Source organism: Pseudomonas sp. MLB6B (genome assembly GCF_054508135.1).
Genome location: NZ_CP199313.1, coordinates 2,361,966 through 2,378,624, shown reverse-complemented (window position 1 = coordinate 2,378,624; position 16,659 = coordinate 2,361,966). Strand labels below are relative to the sequence as shown.

At 64.2% G+C, this 16,659-nt stretch carries 17 protein-coding genes; 3 read left to right on the top strand and 14 right to left on the bottom strand.

Annotation, left to right across the window (positions count from 1 at the left end; genetic code table 11):
* Positions 1-514: 514 nt before the first annotated feature.
* From ACSMEV_RS10495 to ACSMEV_RS10430, 14 genes are all read right to left on the bottom strand, one after another.
* The gene (locus ACSMEV_RS10495; protein ID WP_459205119.1) at positions 515-2,077 is read right to left on the bottom strand and encodes a flagellar hook-associated protein 3; all 1,563 of its coding nucleotides are present in this window, start codon (positions 2,075-2,077) and stop codon (positions 515-517) included.
* Between the two features lie 13 nt (positions 2,078-2,090).
* Positions 2,091-4,133 (bottom strand): flagellar hook-associated protein FlgK, encoded by a 2,043-nt coding sequence (gene flgK, locus ACSMEV_RS10490; RefSeq protein ID WP_459205118.1) that lies wholly within the window; start codon positions 4,131-4,133, stop codon positions 2,091-2,093.
* A gap of 10 nt (positions 4,134-4,143) precedes the next feature.
* On the bottom strand, positions 4,144-5,361 hold the full coding sequence (gene flgJ / locus ACSMEV_RS10485; RefSeq protein ID WP_459205117.1) for a flagellar assembly peptidoglycan hydrolase FlgJ: 1,218 nt from the start codon (positions 5,359-5,361) through the stop codon (positions 4,144-4,146).
* A 10-nt stretch (positions 5,362-5,371) separates the two neighbouring features.
* Positions 5,372-6,481, bottom strand: coding sequence for a flagellar basal body P-ring protein FlgI (locus ACSMEV_RS10480; RefSeq protein WP_459205116.1), 1,110 nt, complete (start codon positions 6,479-6,481; stop codon positions 5,372-5,374).
* 11 nt (positions 6,482-6,492) lie between these two features.
* Positions 6,493-7,188, bottom strand: coding sequence for a flagellar basal body L-ring protein FlgH (gene flgH, locus ACSMEV_RS10475; protein ID WP_296264338.1), 696 nt, complete (start codon positions 7,186-7,188; stop codon positions 6,493-6,495).
* Positions 7,189-7,232: 44 nt separating this feature from the next.
* A complete protein-coding gene (flgG, locus tag ACSMEV_RS10470) occupies positions 7,233-8,018 on the bottom strand; it encodes a flagellar basal-body rod protein FlgG (RefSeq protein ID WP_296264340.1) in 786 nt (261 codons plus the stop codon).
* A gap of 46 nt (positions 8,019-8,064) precedes the next feature.
* The gene (locus ACSMEV_RS10465; RefSeq protein WP_296264343.1) at positions 8,065-8,805 is read right to left on the bottom strand and encodes a flagellar basal body rod protein FlgF; all 741 of its coding nucleotides are present in this window, start codon (positions 8,803-8,805) and stop codon (positions 8,065-8,067) included.
* 339 nt (positions 8,806-9,144) lie between these two features.
* Positions 9,145-9,336, bottom strand: a complete 192-nt coding sequence (locus ACSMEV_RS10460; RefSeq protein ID WP_314489366.1) for a hypothetical protein — start codon at positions 9,334-9,336, stop codon at positions 9,145-9,147.
* A gap of 303 nt (positions 9,337-9,639) precedes the next feature.
* Positions 9,640-10,959, bottom strand: coding sequence for a flagellar hook protein FlgE (gene flgE, locus ACSMEV_RS10455; protein ID WP_459205115.1), 1,320 nt, complete (start codon positions 10,957-10,959; stop codon positions 9,640-9,642).
* Positions 10,960-10,988: 29 nt separating this feature from the next.
* Positions 10,989-11,684, bottom strand: coding sequence for a flagellar hook assembly protein FlgD (locus ACSMEV_RS10450; RefSeq protein WP_459205114.1), 696 nt, complete (start codon positions 11,682-11,684; stop codon positions 10,989-10,991).
* 13 nt (positions 11,685-11,697) lie between these two features.
* A complete protein-coding gene (gene flgC / locus ACSMEV_RS10445) occupies positions 11,698-12,141 on the bottom strand; it encodes a flagellar basal body rod protein FlgC (protein ID WP_296264351.1) in 444 nt (147 codons plus the stop codon).
* 2 nt (positions 12,142-12,143) lie between these two features.
* The gene (gene flgB / locus ACSMEV_RS10440; RefSeq protein WP_459205113.1) at positions 12,144-12,551 is read right to left on the bottom strand and encodes a flagellar basal body rod protein FlgB; all 408 of its coding nucleotides are present in this window, start codon (positions 12,549-12,551) and stop codon (positions 12,144-12,146) included.
* A gap of 294 nt (positions 12,552-12,845) precedes the next feature.
* On the bottom strand, positions 12,846-13,673 hold the full coding sequence (cheR, locus tag ACSMEV_RS10435; RefSeq protein ID WP_459205112.1) for a protein-glutamate O-methyltransferase CheR: 828 nt from the start codon (positions 13,671-13,673) through the stop codon (positions 12,846-12,848).
* Between the two features lie 53 nt (positions 13,674-13,726).
* The gene (locus ACSMEV_RS10430; RefSeq protein ID WP_296264357.1) at positions 13,727-14,656 is read right to left on the bottom strand and encodes a chemotaxis protein CheV; all 930 of its coding nucleotides are present in this window, start codon (positions 14,654-14,656) and stop codon (positions 13,727-13,729) included.
* Positions 14,657-14,721: 65 nt separating this feature from the next.
* Here ACSMEV_RS10430 and flgA point away from each other — a divergent pair, with 65 nt between their 5' ends.
* The 3 genes from flgA (at position 14,722) to ACSMEV_RS10415 (ending at position 16,609) form a co-directional block, all read left to right on the top strand.
* On the top strand, positions 14,722-15,471 hold the full coding sequence (gene flgA / locus ACSMEV_RS10425) for a flagellar basal body P-ring formation chaperone FlgA (protein WP_459205111.1): 750 nt from the start codon (positions 14,722-14,724) through the stop codon (positions 15,469-15,471).
* Positions 15,472-15,659: 188 nt separating this feature from the next.
* Positions 15,660-15,971: a flagellar biosynthesis anti-sigma factor FlgM gene (flgM, locus tag ACSMEV_RS10420; protein ID WP_459205110.1), complete on the top strand. Its 312-nt coding sequence runs from the start codon at positions 15,660-15,662 to the stop codon at positions 15,969-15,971.
* 170 nt (positions 15,972-16,141) lie between these two features.
* Positions 16,142-16,609: a flagella synthesis protein FlgN gene (locus ACSMEV_RS10415; RefSeq protein WP_459205109.1), complete on the top strand. Its 468-nt coding sequence runs from the start codon at positions 16,142-16,144 to the stop codon at positions 16,607-16,609.
* Positions 16,610-16,659: the final 50 nt, after the last annotated feature.

Below are 16,659 nucleotides of genomic sequence, written 5' to 3'. Positions count from 1 at the left end.
CGCCATGAGGAGGGGTTCAGCGCGTGCAGACACGACGCGCACGCATTCGTTGCCTGTATGCCGAGAGATAAAGGGCAACAAAATGCGACGACCGCCAATAGGATACAGGGAAGATGCAGGTTTTGACTCATTGGTCACATGTACCGCGCCGAATTGTAGGAGCGGCTTTAGCCGCGATGGCCCGCAAAGCGGGCTTAAGGGCGCGTAAATGGTTTACCTGAAATGGCCTGGGCGGCTGGGTTGGGGCCGCTTCGCGGCCCATCGCGGCTAATCGGAGCGCCGAACCGTCCGCTCCTACAGGAGGATATGAGCTGAGTTTCTAGAAGTGGATGGATGTCCCAGGCCAGGCCGAAGCTCAAAGCCCTGCTGGAGCATCCGGCTCGACGCTCCGATCAGCCGCGATGGCCCGCAGAGCAGAACCCCTGTAGGAGCGGCTTCAGCCGCGATGGCCCGCAGAGCGGGCCCGACAGCGTGTGAATGCTCTGCCTCCAATCGAGATGAGGATGCCGCTGGCTTAGAGCTTGTTGAACAAACTCAACTGCGAGACCCGCGAGAAGGCCAGCTGCGAGGCTTCCAGCATGGCCTGCTGCAAGGTCAGGGTGATGACCGCCTGGGACATGTCGGTATTGCCGATCGCGCTCTGCGTGGTGGTGTTGGCCAGGCCTAGGCTGGTGTTTTCCTGGCGCTGGATCTCCAGCGAGTTGCCCCGCGCGCCAATCGAGCCACGGGTGATGTCGATGCGTTCGCGACCGCTGGCCAGGTTGGCCACGGCCGAGGCCACGGCGTTGCGCAGGTCGACGTTGGCGTTCTTGTCGTCGATGGGCGCGTCGAGCACTGCGCGCAGCTTGGCCAGGGTTTGCAGCGGGTTCTGCGTCTGGTGGGTGTTGGCGCTCACGGTGAACTGGTCACCGGCCTTGGGCGCATCGCTGAGCTGGTAGGTCACGCCCGCCACGGTGAAGGCGCCCCCGGTGACGGTGCCTTTGGCGACGGGCTGGGCGCCGTCGGTCATCGGCTGCGCATACAGCTCGTACTCGCTGTCGCTGGTGAACTTGATCGCCGCACCGCCGCTGGGGAAAGTGCTGTGGTAGTCGGCCGCGTTGCTGATGGTGCTGCTGGTGATCTGCGCCGTCGAGGCGTTGCCGGCACCGCGGGTGGCGGTGAGGGTGTCGGGGCGGATCTCCAGGCGGAAGGTGTGCCCCGCCACGGCGGCGTCGGCATCTTCGCCTTCGCTCAGGGCGACGTCGATGCGGAACTCCACGCCACGCAGCGTGACGACGTTGCCACCCTCGGTGTCGGCGTCGAACTTGCCGTTGGTCGTGGTTTCGGCGGTGATGTCCTTGCCGCTGGCATCGGTGATGGTGAACTCGGTGGAACTGGTGAAGTTCAGCGAGTACGGCTGGCCCGAGGCGAAGCGGCTGTTGTAGGTCGGCGTCGAAGTCATCAGGCCCTGGGACAGCGAGACCTTGCCGTCGTTGGTCGCTGGCGCGGTCAGGGTCGACTGGGTGCGCTCCTTGTTGGTCGCCTGGTCGAAGACGCTGAAGCCCGAATCGTTGGTGGCCAGGCTCAAGGTGTCGGACACCTGCAGGCTCAACTGGGTCTGGTCGCCCTGGAAGCTGTAGGTGCCGTCGGCATTGCGCACATAGGGCTGAGTGGTGCTCTTGGCGCCGCCGAACATGTAGTTGCCGTTGGCGTCGCGCGAATTGAGCAGGCCGAACACGTTGGCCTCGATTTCCTTCAGTTCGCTGCTGATGGAGGTACGGTCGGCATCGGTCAGGCCCGCACCGCCAGCGCGTACGGCCAGGTCACTGGCGCGCTGCAAGGCCTCGGTGATGGTCGACAGCACGCTCTCTTCCTGCAACAGCGCGTTGTTCACGGTGGACATGTTGCTGTTGTACTGGCCCAGCAGCGCCTGCTGCTGTTGCAGCACCAGCAAACGCGCGGCGCCGACCGGATCGTCACCGGCGCTTTGGATACGCACGCCCGAATCGACCTGTTCGCGGGTCTTGTTCAGGTCGGAAAAGTTCTTCGTGTAGCTGCTGGCACTGGCGTCGTAGAACTGAGCGGTGGAAATGCGCATGGTCAGCTCTCCCTTAGAGTGCGTTGATCAAGGTCTGGAAGGTTTCCTGCGCCGCCTTGATGATCTGCGACGACGCCGTGTAGTAATGCTGGAACTTCACCAGGTTGGCCGCCTCGTCGTCGAGGTTGACCCCGGACACCGAGCTGCGGCTTTCCTTGGCCGACTTGAGCACGGCATCGGTGGCGGTGCTGTCGATGGTGGCCTGACTGGCCTTGGCGCCGACCTGCTCCACCAGGGAAGCATAGGCCGAAGTGAAGCTGATGCCACCGCCCGAACCGGTGGCCACGGTCGCCTTGGTCTGCAACGCCAGCAATTGGCTGGCATTGCGGTTGTCGGACTTGCCATCGGTGTTGAACGACAGGGTGAAACTGTCGTTGACGTTGGGACTGCCACCAATGCTGGTGTCGAGGCTGAAGCTGCGCGGCTTGCCGTCGCCATCGAGGATCGGCGCGCCGCTGGCATCGCGCATCGGCACGGCGATGGTGAGCTTGTTGTCCTGCCCAGGCACGATGCTGCCGGTGCCGATGGAGGTGCCCTTGGCGTCGAACACGGTGTAGCTCTGGGCGCCACCGCTGGCCGCCTGGAACACCACCCGCACCGGCATCGAGGTGCGCATGGCGTCGCGTGCCACCGCTGTGTCGCTGCCGCCGTAGATGTCCAGACGCTCGGTCAGGGTCGGCTGGGTGATGGTCCCGGTGCCGCCGTTGCCGCCACTGGCCGCCGCGGTGACCGGCGCGGCGAATGCCAGCTTGTTGGCGTCCTGGGTCACGGTGCCGATGTCGGCGGCAGCCGTGCGCGTGGGGATCACCTTGAAGCTGTCGCCTGCGGCAAGCGCACCGCCCTTGAGCGCCAGGCTGAAGCCGTCGATCACCGGTGCCGGGTCGGCATTGAGGTCGAAGCTGCCCATCTCGGTGCCGTCGGAACGGCGTACGCTGTACTGCGTGCCGCTGGTGAACTTGACTTCGTAGTCGTAGGTGCTCAGCGCGCCGCTGTTGCGGATGGTCACGTCGAGGTTGCCCGATCCTGCACTGTTGGCCGACGACGCCAGGCTGCGCTGGGAAATCGCCGTGGCGCTGTTGATGCTGGTGAACAGATCGGCGCCGAACTGGCCGTTGACGTCCAGGCCCTGGCCCAACTGCGAGTTGATGCTGTCGGCCACCACTAGGGCGACGCGGCCCAGGTCGTTCATGGCCGGAGTCAGCACCTCGTTGCGGTAGCGCAACAGGCCGCCGATCTGCCCGCCGGTGGTCACCGAGGTCACGTCGGAGCTGAAGTTGGCGTACTCGATCTTCAGGCTCGCCTGGCTCTTGTCCGCGATGCCGGGCTCGACCGACAAAGGATTGGCGTGGATGCCGGTGACCAGCGCCTGACCGGTGCCAAGCGACACGTCGAAGTTGCCGTCGCGTTCCTGCACCGTGACGCCGACCAATTCGTTGAGCTGGCGCACCGCTTCGCTGCGCGCATCGAGCAGGCTGTTGGGCGAGGTGCCCGCCGCCGATAACTGCACGATCTGGCGGTTGTAGTCGGCGATGTTGGTGGTGAGCTTGTTCACCTGCCCGGCGAGGGTCTGCAGCTGCGAATTGATCTGCGTATTCTGCTGGTTCATCTGCCCGGCCACGGCGTTGAAGCGGTTGCTCAGGGTCTGCGCCTGGGTCAGCAGCAGCTGCCGCGACGCCACGTCCGAGGGCGAGGCCGCCGCCGTTTGCAACGACGAGAAGAAGGCGGTGAGCACCGAGCTGATGCCGGTGTCGCGGTCGGCCAGCAACTTGTCCATGCCGGTGATCTGCTCTTGGAACGCGGTCGCGTCGGCTTGCAGCGAGGTCGCCGACTGCAACTGGTTGTCCAGGTACGCGCTGTAGATGCGGCGCACTTCCGACAGGGTGGTGCCGGTGCCGAGAAAGCCCACGCCGATGTTCTGCGAGGGGCTGGCGGTCTGGATCGTCTGCTGGCGCGAGTAGCCCGAGGTCGCAGCGTTGGCGATGTTGTTGGAGGTGACCGACAACGCCGCCTGGCTGGCGCTCAGGCCGCTCAGGCCGATCGAGATCAGATTCGTCATGCGTCAATCCTTATAGAGTCGTTGCAGAGCCGGCCATGGCGTATTGGGAAGTGGGTTGCAGCTGTCGGGCGATGCTGATGATCTTGCGGGCATAGTCCGGATCGGTGGCATAGCCGGCCTTTTGCAGCTCTCTGGCGAACTGTTCCGGTTTATCGGCAGAGGCCACGGCATCTTTATAGCGGCCGTTGTCCTGCAACAGGCTGACCAGGTCGTGGAAGCTGTCTTCATAGGAGTCGTACGAGCGGAACGCCGCACGCTCCTTGACGAACTTGCCCTCGCGGAACTCGCTGGTGATGGCGCTGGCTTCCCCGCCCTGCCACTTGCCGGTGGCCTTGATGCCGAACAGGTTGTGGCTGCTGCTGCCATCGGGATTGCGCATCACCGACTTACCCCAACCGGTCTCCAGCGCGGCCTGGGCCACCAGATAGCGTGGGTCGATGCCGATGCGTTTGGCGGCTTTTTCGGCCATCGGCAGCATGGTGTTGACGAACTCGTCGCTGCCCGAGAAGGCTTTTTGCGGCGCCAGCGGCGGCTGGGCAACGGCGCGACCGAGGATCTGCGTGGCGGCGCCCGCAGTGGTACCTACGGCAGTGGCGGACTGGACTTTGGACCGGTCCAGCTTGACCAGCGCAGGACTGGCGGTGGCCAGCGCCGGAGCGTTCGCGGAGGCGCCATTCGTCGAAGTGCCGCTGGCGGAGGTGCCGCTCGCCGACGGCACGATGCCGGCCAGCAGACGGTCGGTCAGCTTGCCGGGCAGCGCCAGGCGCCGGGCATTGAGCAGGGCGACGTCGTTGCGCGAGCTGGTGGCACCGCCCTCGCCCGCCGCCGTCGCCGCCACCCGTGCGCCCCACAGGGCCGGCGCATGGGCGCTGGCGGCACTGGCGGCCGCAGCGGCGCTGGCCTTCTTCTGCGACAACTGGCGCACCAGCACGTCCTGCAAGCCGATGCCGCCGCCTTCGCGCGACATGCTCACCGACATCTGCTGGTCGTACATGTCCTGGTACTGCTTGACCGTCTCGGTGTTCATCGGGTTGTCGTCGGCCATGACGTTGCTCGCCTTGCGCGAGGCCTTGAGCATTTCGCCGATGAACAGCGACTCGAACTCCTGGGCCACCTTGCGCACGTTGGCATCGCTGTCGCGATCGCCATGCTTGAGCGAGCTGAGGCGGGTAAGGTCGGTGTACGCACCACTGTCGGGAGTGGTCGATACCAGGCTCTTGGGCGTCATGGTCGGGGCCTCAGATGACGATCAGGTCGGCCTGCAACGCACCGGCCTGCTTCAGGGCTTCGAGGATCGCCATCAGGTCGCCGGGGGCCGCGCCCACCTGGTTCACCGCACGCACGATCTCATCCAATGTGGTGCCTGGGCCGAACTTGAACATCGGCTTGGCTTCCTGTTCGGCATTCACCCGCGAGCGCGGTACCACGGCGGTCTGGCCGTTGGAGAAGGCGCCGGGCTGGCTGACCACCGGGTCTTCGGTGATGGTCACGGTCAGGCTGCCGTGGGTGACCGCCGCCGGCGAGACCTTGACGTTCTGGCCGATGACGATGGTGCCAGTACGCGAGTTGATGATGACCTTGGCCACCGCCTGGCCTGGATCGATCTCCAGGTTTTCCAGGATCGACAGGTAGTCGACGCGCTGGCTCGGGTCCATGGGCGCGGTGACCTGCACCGACCCGCCGTCCAGCGCCTGGGCCACACCGGGGCCGAGCAGCTCGTTGACCTTGTCGACGATGTGTTTGGCGGTGGTGAAGTCCGGCCGGTTGAGGTTCAACGTCAGGCTGTTGCCCTGGTTGAAGCCGCTCGGCACGGTGCGTTCGACCGAAGCGCCGCCCGGGATGCGCCCGGCCGACGGTACGTTAACGGTGATGCGCGAGCCGTCGCGGCCTTCGGCGTCGAAGCCGCCGACCACCAGGTTGCCCTGGGCGATGGCGTAGACGTTGCCGTCGATGCCCTTGAGCGGCGTCATCAACAGGCTGCCGCCGCGCAGGCTCTTGGAGTTGCCGATGGACGACACGGTGATGTCGACCATCTGCCCCGGCTTGGCGAACGGCGGCAGGTCGGCATGCACCGACACCGCGGCGACATTCTTCAACTGCACGTTGCCCGACCCTGGCGGCACCTTGATACCGAACTGGGCCAGCATGTTGTTGAAAGTCTGCAGGGTGAACGGCGTCTGGGTGGTCTGGTCACCCGTGCCGTTCAGGCCCACGACCAGGCCGTAGCCGATCAGCTGGTTGCTGCGCACGCCGGAAATGCTGGCGATGTCCTTCAGACGCTCGGCCTGCGCGGCGAACGCACAGCACAGCAGAAGGGTCGCGGCGAGCAGCTGCCTTGGGTTGAGCATGGTCATCGTTCTCAGAAGGGCCAGAGCGGGCTGAGGAAGAAGCGGTCCAGCCATCCCGGCTGGCTGGCATCGGCGAAGGAGCCGGTGCCCGAATAGGTGATGCGCGCATCGGCGACCCGCGTGGACGGCACGGTGTTGTCGGTGGCGATGTCGTCGGCGCGGATCAGCCCGGCGATGCGCACCAGCTCGTCGCCGGTGTTGAGCGTCAGCCATTTCTCGCCGCGTACCGAGATGATGCCGTTGGGCAGCACGTCGGCCACCGTCACCGTCACCGAACCGGTCAGGGTGTTGCCCTGGTTGGCCTTGCTGTCGCCCTTGGTGGTGCGGTCGCCGTTGTAGCCGGCGTTGAGCGACAGGTCGCCGCCGCCGAACGGGTTGTTGGTAGTGCCCGAGCCGCCGAACAGCGACGTCAGACCGAGGTTGGCCTTGCTGTTCTTGGTGAGCTGGGAACCGGCGTTCTTGCTGGCCGAGGTGCGTTCGTTGAGGGTGATGGTGATGATGTCGCCCACGCGGAAGGCTTTGCGGTCGGTGTAGAGGTTCTGCTCGAACCCGGCCTGATAGATCGAGCCGTTGTTGGCGGCGGCCGGCAACGGGGTGCGCGGCAGCACCGGGGCGTAGTACGGATCGTTGGGCTTGGCCGCGGGCGCCACGCACCCGGACAGCAGGACCACGCCCCCCAGGGCGAACACGGACAACAGACGACTCATGACGCTTACCTCACGGTGTATCGGGCGCGGGAACGGATCGGTGATCAAAGCTGCTGGGTGACGAACGAAAGCATCTGGTCGGCGGTGGAGATGACCTTGGAGTTCATCTCGTAGGCGCGCTGGGTGGTGATCATGTTGACCAGCTCTTCCACGGTGCTGACGTTGGAGTTCTCCAGAGTCATCTGCTGGGTGGTGCCCAGGCCGTTGAGGCCCGGCGTACCCACCTGCGGCGCGCCGCTGGCGGCGGTTTCGAGGAACAGGTTGCTGCCGATGGCCTGCAGGCCGGCCGGGTTGATGAAGTCGGCGGTCTGGATGTTGCCGATCACCTGCGAGGCCGGGTTGCCGGCGGTGGTGATCGACACGGTGCCGTCCTGGCCCACGGTGAAGGTCTGTGCGTCGTTGGGCACGACCACCGCAGGCTCCAGGGCGAAGCCGCTGGCGGTGACGATCTGGCCGTCGGAGTTCAGGTGGAAGGTGCCGTCACGGGTGTACGACACCGTACCGTCGGGCTGCAACACCTGGAAGAAGCCGCGACCGTTGACCGCCATGTCCAAGGGGTTTTCGGTGGTTTGCAGGCTGCCGGCGGTGAAGCTCTTCTGCGTGCCGACCACGCGCACACCGGTACCGACCTGCAAGCCCGAAGGCAGCTCGCTGTCCTGGGTCGATTGCGCGCCGGGCTGGCGTTTGACCTGGTACAGCAAGTCCTGGAATTCGGCGCGGTCGCGCTTGAAACCGGTGGTGGACACGTTGGCCAGGTTGTTCGATACCACGGCCAAATTGGTGTCTTGGGCAGACAGACCGGTCTTGGCGACCCACAGTGCTGGAAGCATCTCGTTCTCCTCGTGCGCCGGATTTTCGGCACCCGTTCAAGTGTTATCAGCCTATTTGCAAAACACGCGCCATGGCTTCATCGCCTTCTTTGGCCGTGTTCATCATCTTGATGTGCAGCTCGAATTGCCGGGACAGCGCCAGCACCGAGGTCATCTCCTCGACGGCATTGACGTTGCTCGCCTCGAGAAAGCCCGACACCACCTTGACGTTGACGTCGGCGTCGGCCGCTTGCCCGCTGCTGGTGTGGATCAGGCCATCGGTGCCCTTGACCATGCCTTTGGTGTCGGGGTTGACCAGCTTCAGGCGGTCGACCACCGCCAGCACGCGCGGGTCTTCGCCCATGCCGCGGATGCTGATGGTGCCGTCTTCGCCCACTTCGATCTTCTGCTCGGGCGGCACCGCGATCGGCCCGCCATTGCCCATCACCGCCATGCCGTTGCCGGCGCGCAGCACGCCCAAGGCATCGACGTTGAGGCTGCCGGTGCGCACATAGGCTTCGCTACCGTCGGGAGCCTGGACGGCCATGAAGCCGGGGCCGGAGACGCTGACGTCCAGATCACGGCCGGTCTCGATCATGGCACCGGCGCTGAAGTCAGTGGCCGGGCGCTCGGTCATGGCATAGGCGCGCGACGGAAAGCTGTCGCCGAACACCGGCATCGAGCGCGCCTGCTCCAGATCGCGCTGGAAGCCAGTGGTGGAAATGTTCGCCAGGTTGTTGGCGTGGGCCTGTTGCGCCAGGGCGTTCTGGCTGGCACCGGTCATGGCCACGTAAAGCATCTTGTCCACGGGGAATCCTCTGTGCGCGTAGCGAAACGTTGTCGCCTCGTGCAAGCCTTAGCAATTATCGAACCAGGTTTGCCAAAGCCCGTGTTTACTGGGATTTGACGAGGATGGCTGTGCGATGGCGTCAGTTTGTCGGCAAAGGTTTGCCGGAAGGGAATTGCCGGGAGGGGAGATTGTCCGGCATCGAAGGGTGGCGTCAGGTGTGGAGGCAAGTGGAGAGGGTCATGGCGCTGGAGGCATGAGGGTCATGCCTCAGCACCCATGCTCGGTGCTTGGGGTTCGTCGCTCGATGCTTCGTATCGTGGGGCTCCGTCACCGCCTGCCATGCAGCGATCGCCAACGCTACCGCGCGCGGCAACCGGCGTTGTTGAACGGCCCGGCGTGCCAGATCCAACCGTCGCCGGGCTTGTGCTGGCTGCACATGTAGCGGCCGGTGAGTTTGCTTTGCCAGAGGAAGAACGGCGCGGGGGCGGCCTGTACACAAGTGTGGGCCAACAGCAGAAGAAGCGCAGTGAAGGTAAAGCGTTTCGACATTGGCATGGGGCTCGGGTGGGTGTTTGCCTGAAGAGGGTTCATTGGCAGCCACCAAGGCTTGCGCCTTGGATCGCGGCTAAAGCCGCTCCTACACGGGAACGGTGCACTACAGAAGCGACCCACTGCAGAAGCGACTCACTACAGGAGCGCCTTACCGTGGGAGCGGCTTTAGCCGCGATGGCCGGCAACGCCGGCCCATCCCAGCTACCGCGATCGGCCAGGAAACCGTGCTGCCAGCGTAGGACCGGGACGAGGCGTTGGCCCACAGAAACAAGGCCATGCGCCTCACCCCTCACCCACCCATCAGGTCATCTGGATGATGGTCTGCAACACAGTGCTTTCGGTCGAGATGGTCTTGGCGTTGGCCTGGTAGTTGCTCTGCGCCTTGATCAGATTGACCAGCTCACCGGTCAGGTCGACGTTGGAGTCTTCCAGCGAGCCGCCGGCGATCTTGCCGAAGGTGCCGGTGTCCGGCTCACCGACCACCGCCACGCCCGAGTTGTACGACTCGCGCCACGCCGTGCCACCGACCGGGGTCAGCCCTTGCATGTTGGCGAAGGTGGCGACGGCGACCTGGCCGATGACTTTGTCACGACCGTTGGTGAAGTTGGCGAACAGGTTGCCGCTCTGATCGACCGTCAGGCCGGTCAGCTCACCGGTGGAATAGCCATCTTGATCCTTGGCGGTGGTCGCCGAGGCCGCGTTGTACTGCGTGGTGGCGAGCATGTCCAGGCCGACGCCGCCGTCATTGGCGACAGCGCCGTTGCTGGCCCAGGCGCCAGCAGCGTTCTTCGCGGCCGGTACCCAGTTGTCCATCTTGAACGTCTTGTCGGTAGCGATGCTCATGCCGCCCGCGACCGGGCCGGCGGCCATCGAAGCGGTGTCGAGCGAGCCGTCGGACTTGAACGGCAGGGTGTTGACCAGCGGCGTGGTGTTGGTCGGATCGGCCGGATTGCGACCGTTGACCGTGGTGTACATGGTCCAGGCGTTGTTGACCGTGTCGCGCACGAAGTACTGGTTCAGCTGGTGCAGGTTGCCCTGGCTGTCGTACAGGTCGGTGTTGAACGTGTAGTTGTAGGTCTTGACGTCGGACGGGTCGAACGGCGTGAGCGCAGGCGCAGCTTCCGTGGAGTTGAGGTTCAGGGTTTCGCTGACTTTCGACGTGGCACGGGGCGCCAGGTTGCCGGTGTCGATCTTCAGATCGGTCAGCGCGCCGCGTACGATCTGGCCGTTGGCATCGACCGGGTAGCCCTGCAGGGTCGCGCCGGAGGCGTTGACCACCTTGCCTTCCTTGTCGCTGTAGAAAGCGCCGGCACGGGTATAGATGCGCGAGCCGTTGTCGCTCATGGCGAAGAAACCGTCGCCGTCGATGGCCAAGTCCAGGCTCTTGCCGGTGCCGACGATGTTGCCGGTGGTGAACTGCTGCGACACCGCGTCGGTGCGCACGCCGCTGCCGACCTGGGTACGGCCGCTGGTGCCACGCACGGAAGAGGCGTACTGGTCGGCGAATTCGGCACGCGAGGCCTTGAAGCCGGTGGTGGCGGAGTTGGCGATGTTGTTACCGGTGACGTTGAGGGCCTTGTTGGCCGCGTACAGCCCGCTCAGTCCAATATTGAAAGACATTTACTCACTCCTGCCGACGGGGTCGGCCCTCAGATTCCGATCATTTGTACTTTCGACAGGGCAACGCTGCCCATCCCTGCCAGGTTCAACATCATTTCGCTGCCGTTCACGCCCGTAGTGACGCTGTTGACCTTGGCCGGCAAGTTGGTGGTCATGGCCGTGGCCGTGCCCTTGATGTCGGCGGTGGCCTTGAAGCTGTACACACCCGAGGCCACGGCCTGGCCGGCATCGTCGAGGCCGTCCCAGGTGAAGTCGGCCAGGCCGCTGGCCTTGCTGCCCAGGTCGATGCTGCGCACCACATCGCCCTTGTCGTTGTAGACGTCGACCTTCACCGAGGTGCTGGAGCCGGTGACGTTGACCGAGCCGGTCAGCGACTGGCCGGCTTCGACATTGGCCTTGTCGGTCTGCACCACCACGTTGCGCCCCACCAAGGAGGAGGCCTGCAATGCGGTGGAGGACTGGAAGCCCTGGAGAATGCTGTTCACGGAGCTATTGAGCGTCTGCATGCCTTCCAGGCTGCTGAACTGCGCCAGCTGTGCGACGAACTCGCCGTTCTCCTGTGGGTCGAGCGGGTTCTGGTTCTGCATTTGTGTGGCGAGCAGCTTGAGGAACGCGTCCTTGCCCAGCGCGCTGCCGGCCGCACCCGTGCTGCCGTTGGTGGCGTCGGTGCTCTTTTGCAGCGATGTCAGGTAAGCCGAGCCGGTGGTGGCGGTCGTGGTCGTCATGTCGATATCCCAATTACTGACCCAGCGTCAGCACTTTCTGCATCATGGTCTTGGCCGTGTTCATCAACTCGGCGTTGGTCTGGAACGAGCGGCTGGCGGAAATCATGTCGGCCATCTCCTGCACCACGTTGACGTTGGGGTAATAGACGTAGCCGTCCTTGTTCGCCGCCGGGTGGTTGGGTTCGTAGCGGGCCTGCAACTCGCTCTGGTCTTCGACGATGCCGCTGACCTGCACGCCCTGCCCGGCCTGGCCCTGGTCCTCGAACAAAGATTGCCCGGCGCCGCTTTGCGCCTGTTCGAAGGTGGTGGCGAACACCGGATGCCGCGCGCGGTAGGTCTGGTCGATGCTCGACGACACGGTTTCGGCGTTGGCGATGTTCGAGGCCACGGTGTTGAGGCGCGTGTTCTGCGCGCTCATGCCGCTACCGGCGATGTTGAAGACGTTGGCAAGGGACATGGTCACTCTCCGCGCAGGGCCGACACCAGCCCTTTGAATTTGTTGTTGAGCAGGGTGAAGCTGGCCTGGAAGTCGAGGGCGTTCTGCGCGTAGTTGGACTGCTCGACCTGGGCGTCGACGGTGTTCTGGTCGATCGACGGTTGGGTCGGAATCCGATACTTGAGCGAATCGTCGGCGCTGGCCAGGCCTTCGGCCTCGATGTGCCGACCGTTGGTGCGGTTCAGGGCGATGCCGCCGCTGTTCTGCTTGTTCGCTTCGGCCGCCAGCATCGACGAGAAGTCCAGGTCGCGCGCCTTGTAGTTGGGCGTGTCGGCGTTGGTGATGTTGTTGGCCAGCACCTCGGCGCGCTGGGCACGGAAATTCATCGCCTGCTGGTGGATGCCGAGCGCTTTGTCGAAGTTGATGCTCATGTCTGGAACCTGCGCGGGTTGACCGAAGATCGTTTGAGACTGAGATAGCAAGGGTTGTGCCAGATCGGCAAAAGCGTTGAAGTACGTGGGGTCGATGCCAGCAGCGGACGAACCGTCAGCGGGAAAAGCGGCAAAGTGCTGCCGGCTTGGCGGCAAACAGCGGCAAATCGGCGGGATTGCAGCGGGAAAATCAATTTTTTGACGGGGCGTCGATCGACTGGCGTGCTGGCGGTCGAACGCCCATCAACGAAAAAGCCAGCGCATGGGCGCTGGCTTGGAAGATGAAGCGGTTAGCTACTTGGCCTGATAGATGATGCCTGGGCTGCACTGCACCATCTGGAAGTGGTCCGGCAGGCCGTTGAGCGCTTCGGAAGCGCCGAGGAACAGGTAGCCGCCCGGCTTCAACGTGCCGTGGATGCGCATGAGGATGTCCTTCTTCACCTGGGCGGAGAAGTAGATCAGCACGTTGCGGCAGAACACCACGTCGAACTTGCCCAACGCCGCGTAGCTGTCGAGCAGGTTGAACGAACGGAATTCCACGCGGCTGCGGATCGCCGGCTTGACCGCATAGCGCCCTGCCCCCTTGCTGTCGAAATAGCGCTGCAGGCGCTCGGGCGACAGACCGCGAGCGATGGCCAGGCTGTCGTACTCACCGGTGCGGCAGTTGTTCAGCATCAAGCTGGAGAGGTCGGTGGCGACGATCTGCGCGCCCATCTTCAGCTGGCCGAGGTTGCTGCGCTCGAACTCGTCGAGGGTCATCGACAGCGAGTACGGCTCCTGACCCGACGAGCAGGCCGCCGACCAGATGCGCAGGCGTTGGCCGGGGTTGTTCTTGATGAACTCGGGGATGACCCGGTTCTTCATCACCTCGAAGGGGTAGGTGTCGCGAAACCACAGGGTTTCGTTGGTGGTCATGGCGTCGACCACCTGCTCGCGCAAGCCACTGCGCGGCTGGGTCTGGATGCGCTGCACCAGCTCGCTGAGCGACTTGATGCCCTGCTGCTCCATCAGTTTGTTGAGGCGGCTGGAGACCAGGTATTGCTTGTTGTCGCCCAACAAGATGCCACAGGCTTTTTCCAGGAAAACCCTGAATTGCTCGAAATCGGTAGTAGCCGTAGACACTGTCGCCGCCTCATTCTCAATCTTTGACACCGGGGGCCGGACCCCCGGTCGTTTCAGTGCGTCGCCTTGATCCGGTCGACGACCCGCTGGGCGAGGTCGTCAGGCCTGAACTTGGCGAGGAAATCGTCCGCACCGACCTTCTTCACCATCGCCTGGTTGAATACGCCGGATAGCGAAGTATGCAGGACGATGTGCAGCTTTTGCATGCGCGGATCGCTGCGGATGGCGGCGGTCAGCGTATAGCCGTCCATTTCCGGCATTTCGATGTCGGAGATCATCATCAGGAACTCCTCTTCCGGATGCTTGCCCTCATCGAGCATCTTGTGCAGATAGTCCAGCGCCTGACGGCCATCGTTGAGCGCGATCACTTCCACGCCCACCGTCTGCAAGCAGCGGCTGACCTGCTTGCGCGCCACCGACGAATCGTCGACGGTAAGCACCCGCAGCATCACGGCCTTGTCCTGCACCTCGGCGTCGATCACACCTTCCGACACCGCTTCGGAGGTCGGCGCCACTTCGGCCAGCACCTTCTCCACGTCGATGATCTCGACCATCTTGTTGTCCACGCGGGTCACGGCGGTCAGGTAATGGTCGCGACCGGTGCCGCGGGGTGGCGGGTGGATCTCTTCCCAGTTCATGTTGACGATGCGCTCGACCGAGTGCACGAGGAAGCCCTGGGTCTTGGTGTTGTACTCGGTGATGATCACGAAGCTGTTGCACAGCTCTTCTTGCAGACCCGGCAGGCCGGTGGCCATCGACAGGTCAAGGATGGGGATGGTGGCGCCGCGGATGTTGGCCACGCCACGCACCACCGGATGCGACCTGGGCAATAGCGTCAAGGGCGGGCATTGCAGCACCTCGCGCACCTTGAACACGTTGATCCCGTAAAGCTGTGCGCCGTTGAGGCGAAACAGCAGCAGCTCGAGACGATTCTGCCCGACCAGCTGCGTGCGCTGGTTGACCGAATCCATTACACCCGCCATGCCCGACTCCTTCACACCTGATGCCCTGATACCAAGTCGGCACGGGCTTTGCTTTTTTGAGCGTCATGCCTATGAAAACGACAAATTTCCGACGACTGACGCGGCTGACCACCTTGCTGGCGGCTCTGTGCCTGTGGGCACCCGGCGCCAGGGTGCTGGCGCAGGCGTTTACCTCGCCTGAACAACTTATCGGCGTGACTCAGGGATTTCTTGAGTTCAAGGTCGAGGATTATCTTGCGAGCACGCAAACCCCCGGACGCTACGAGGTGGCGGTCAACACGCTCGACCCGCGCTTGCGCATGCCCGAGTGCAGCCAGGCCCTCGACGCATCGCTGGAAAGTCCGGCGACACCCATGGGTCGTGTCACCGTGCGCGTGAGCTGCGCCGGCGGCGGTCCGTGGACGGTGTTCGTGCCCGCCACGGTCAAGCTGTTCCGCGACGTGGTGGTGATGGTGCGCCCGCTCAAGCGCGAAAGCGTGGTGGGCGAAGGCGACGTGGCCCTGCGCGAGCGCGATGTCGGCAGCCTCGGCCAGGGCTTCATCACCGAACTGGACCAAGTGGTGGGCATGAAGCTGTTGCGGCCCACCGTGCTCGACCAGGTGTTGACGCCGCAGCATTTGGAACAGGCCGAATTGATTCGCAAGGGCGACCATGTGGTGATCATCGCGCGCAGCGGCACCTTGAGCGTGCGCATGCCGGGCGAGGCTTTGAGCAAGGGCGGCCTGGCCGAACAGATCCGTGTGCGCAACCTCAATTCCAAACGGGTGATCAAGGCGCGGGTGACGGCGCCGGGGCAGGTCGAAGTGGCAATGTAAGTGGCGATATCGGACCGGTGGGGATGACGCCAGGGCCAATGGGCTGGCGCTAGCCTGAGGCCTTTCTTAAACTGTGCGGCACCGCACACCGTGGGCTCGCCGATGGGCGGCCGTGCAGTGGTGCCTAAAGTTTTTCCAGGGGTGGCCGAAAACAAGGCAAGCGTCCATATCCCCAGAGGTTTTCGATCATGGTCATTGATTTCAATCGTTTGAACAATCCGCCGGCCGTGGCCGGCGGAACCCGCAGCACCGCCGCCACCGGTCCTGCCGAAAAACCAGCGGTCGCCGACCAGGCCAAGGCCAGCAGCGCCAGTGGCGAAGCGGTCCATCTCAGCCAGGAGGCGCAACAGTTGAAGACCATCACCGACAAGCTGCGCGATCAGCCCGTGGTGGACAGCGCGCGCGTAGCGCAGCTCAAGCAGTCCATCGCCGATGGCAGCTATCAGGTCGATGCGGGCCGTGTCGCCAGCAAGATGCTCGATCTCGAGAACCAGCGTTGAGTCCACTCCGCTGATTCGAAGGGTATGGCCTGTGTTTCACCTGACCTGAGCTGCATTGGACGGCTCCGGCACGCAGCGACGCGAGCGCACCCTCGGCGCAAGCAGTGCCGGCAGCACCGCGCGCGGATGCGGCAGATTCGAGCGAGATCGATTTCACACAGGACCTAGCCATGCACGACACCACCCTGCTGCACCTCATCGAAGACGACATCGCCCCCGCCCAAGAACTGCTCGAGCTGTTGCAGGGTGAAGCGGTGGCCCTGCATGGGCGCGACATGGCCGTGCTGGAGACGATCCTGGCGCGCAAGCAGTCGCTGATCGTACTGCTCGAACAGCACGGCCGCCGCCGCACGCAACTGCTCGCCGAGCTGGGCCTGTCGGCCGATCGCCAGGGTGTGCAGGCCTTGGCCGCGCAATCGGCCCAAGGCGAGGTGATACTGCAACGGCTCGATCTGCTCGGCGAACTGCTCGACGCTTGCCAGGAGGTCAACCAGACCAACGGCCGGATCATCCAGGTGCAGCAGCACATCACCAGCAACCAAGTACGCATCCTCATGGGTGGCGACTCGCCCTCCCTGTACGACAGCCGTGGCGGCACCTCGCCCATGGCTCGACGCCGGCCGCTCAGCCAGGTGTGATCAGCCCCCTATCAAGCCGCCCTCCATACTGGCAAAATGCCGCGACCTGG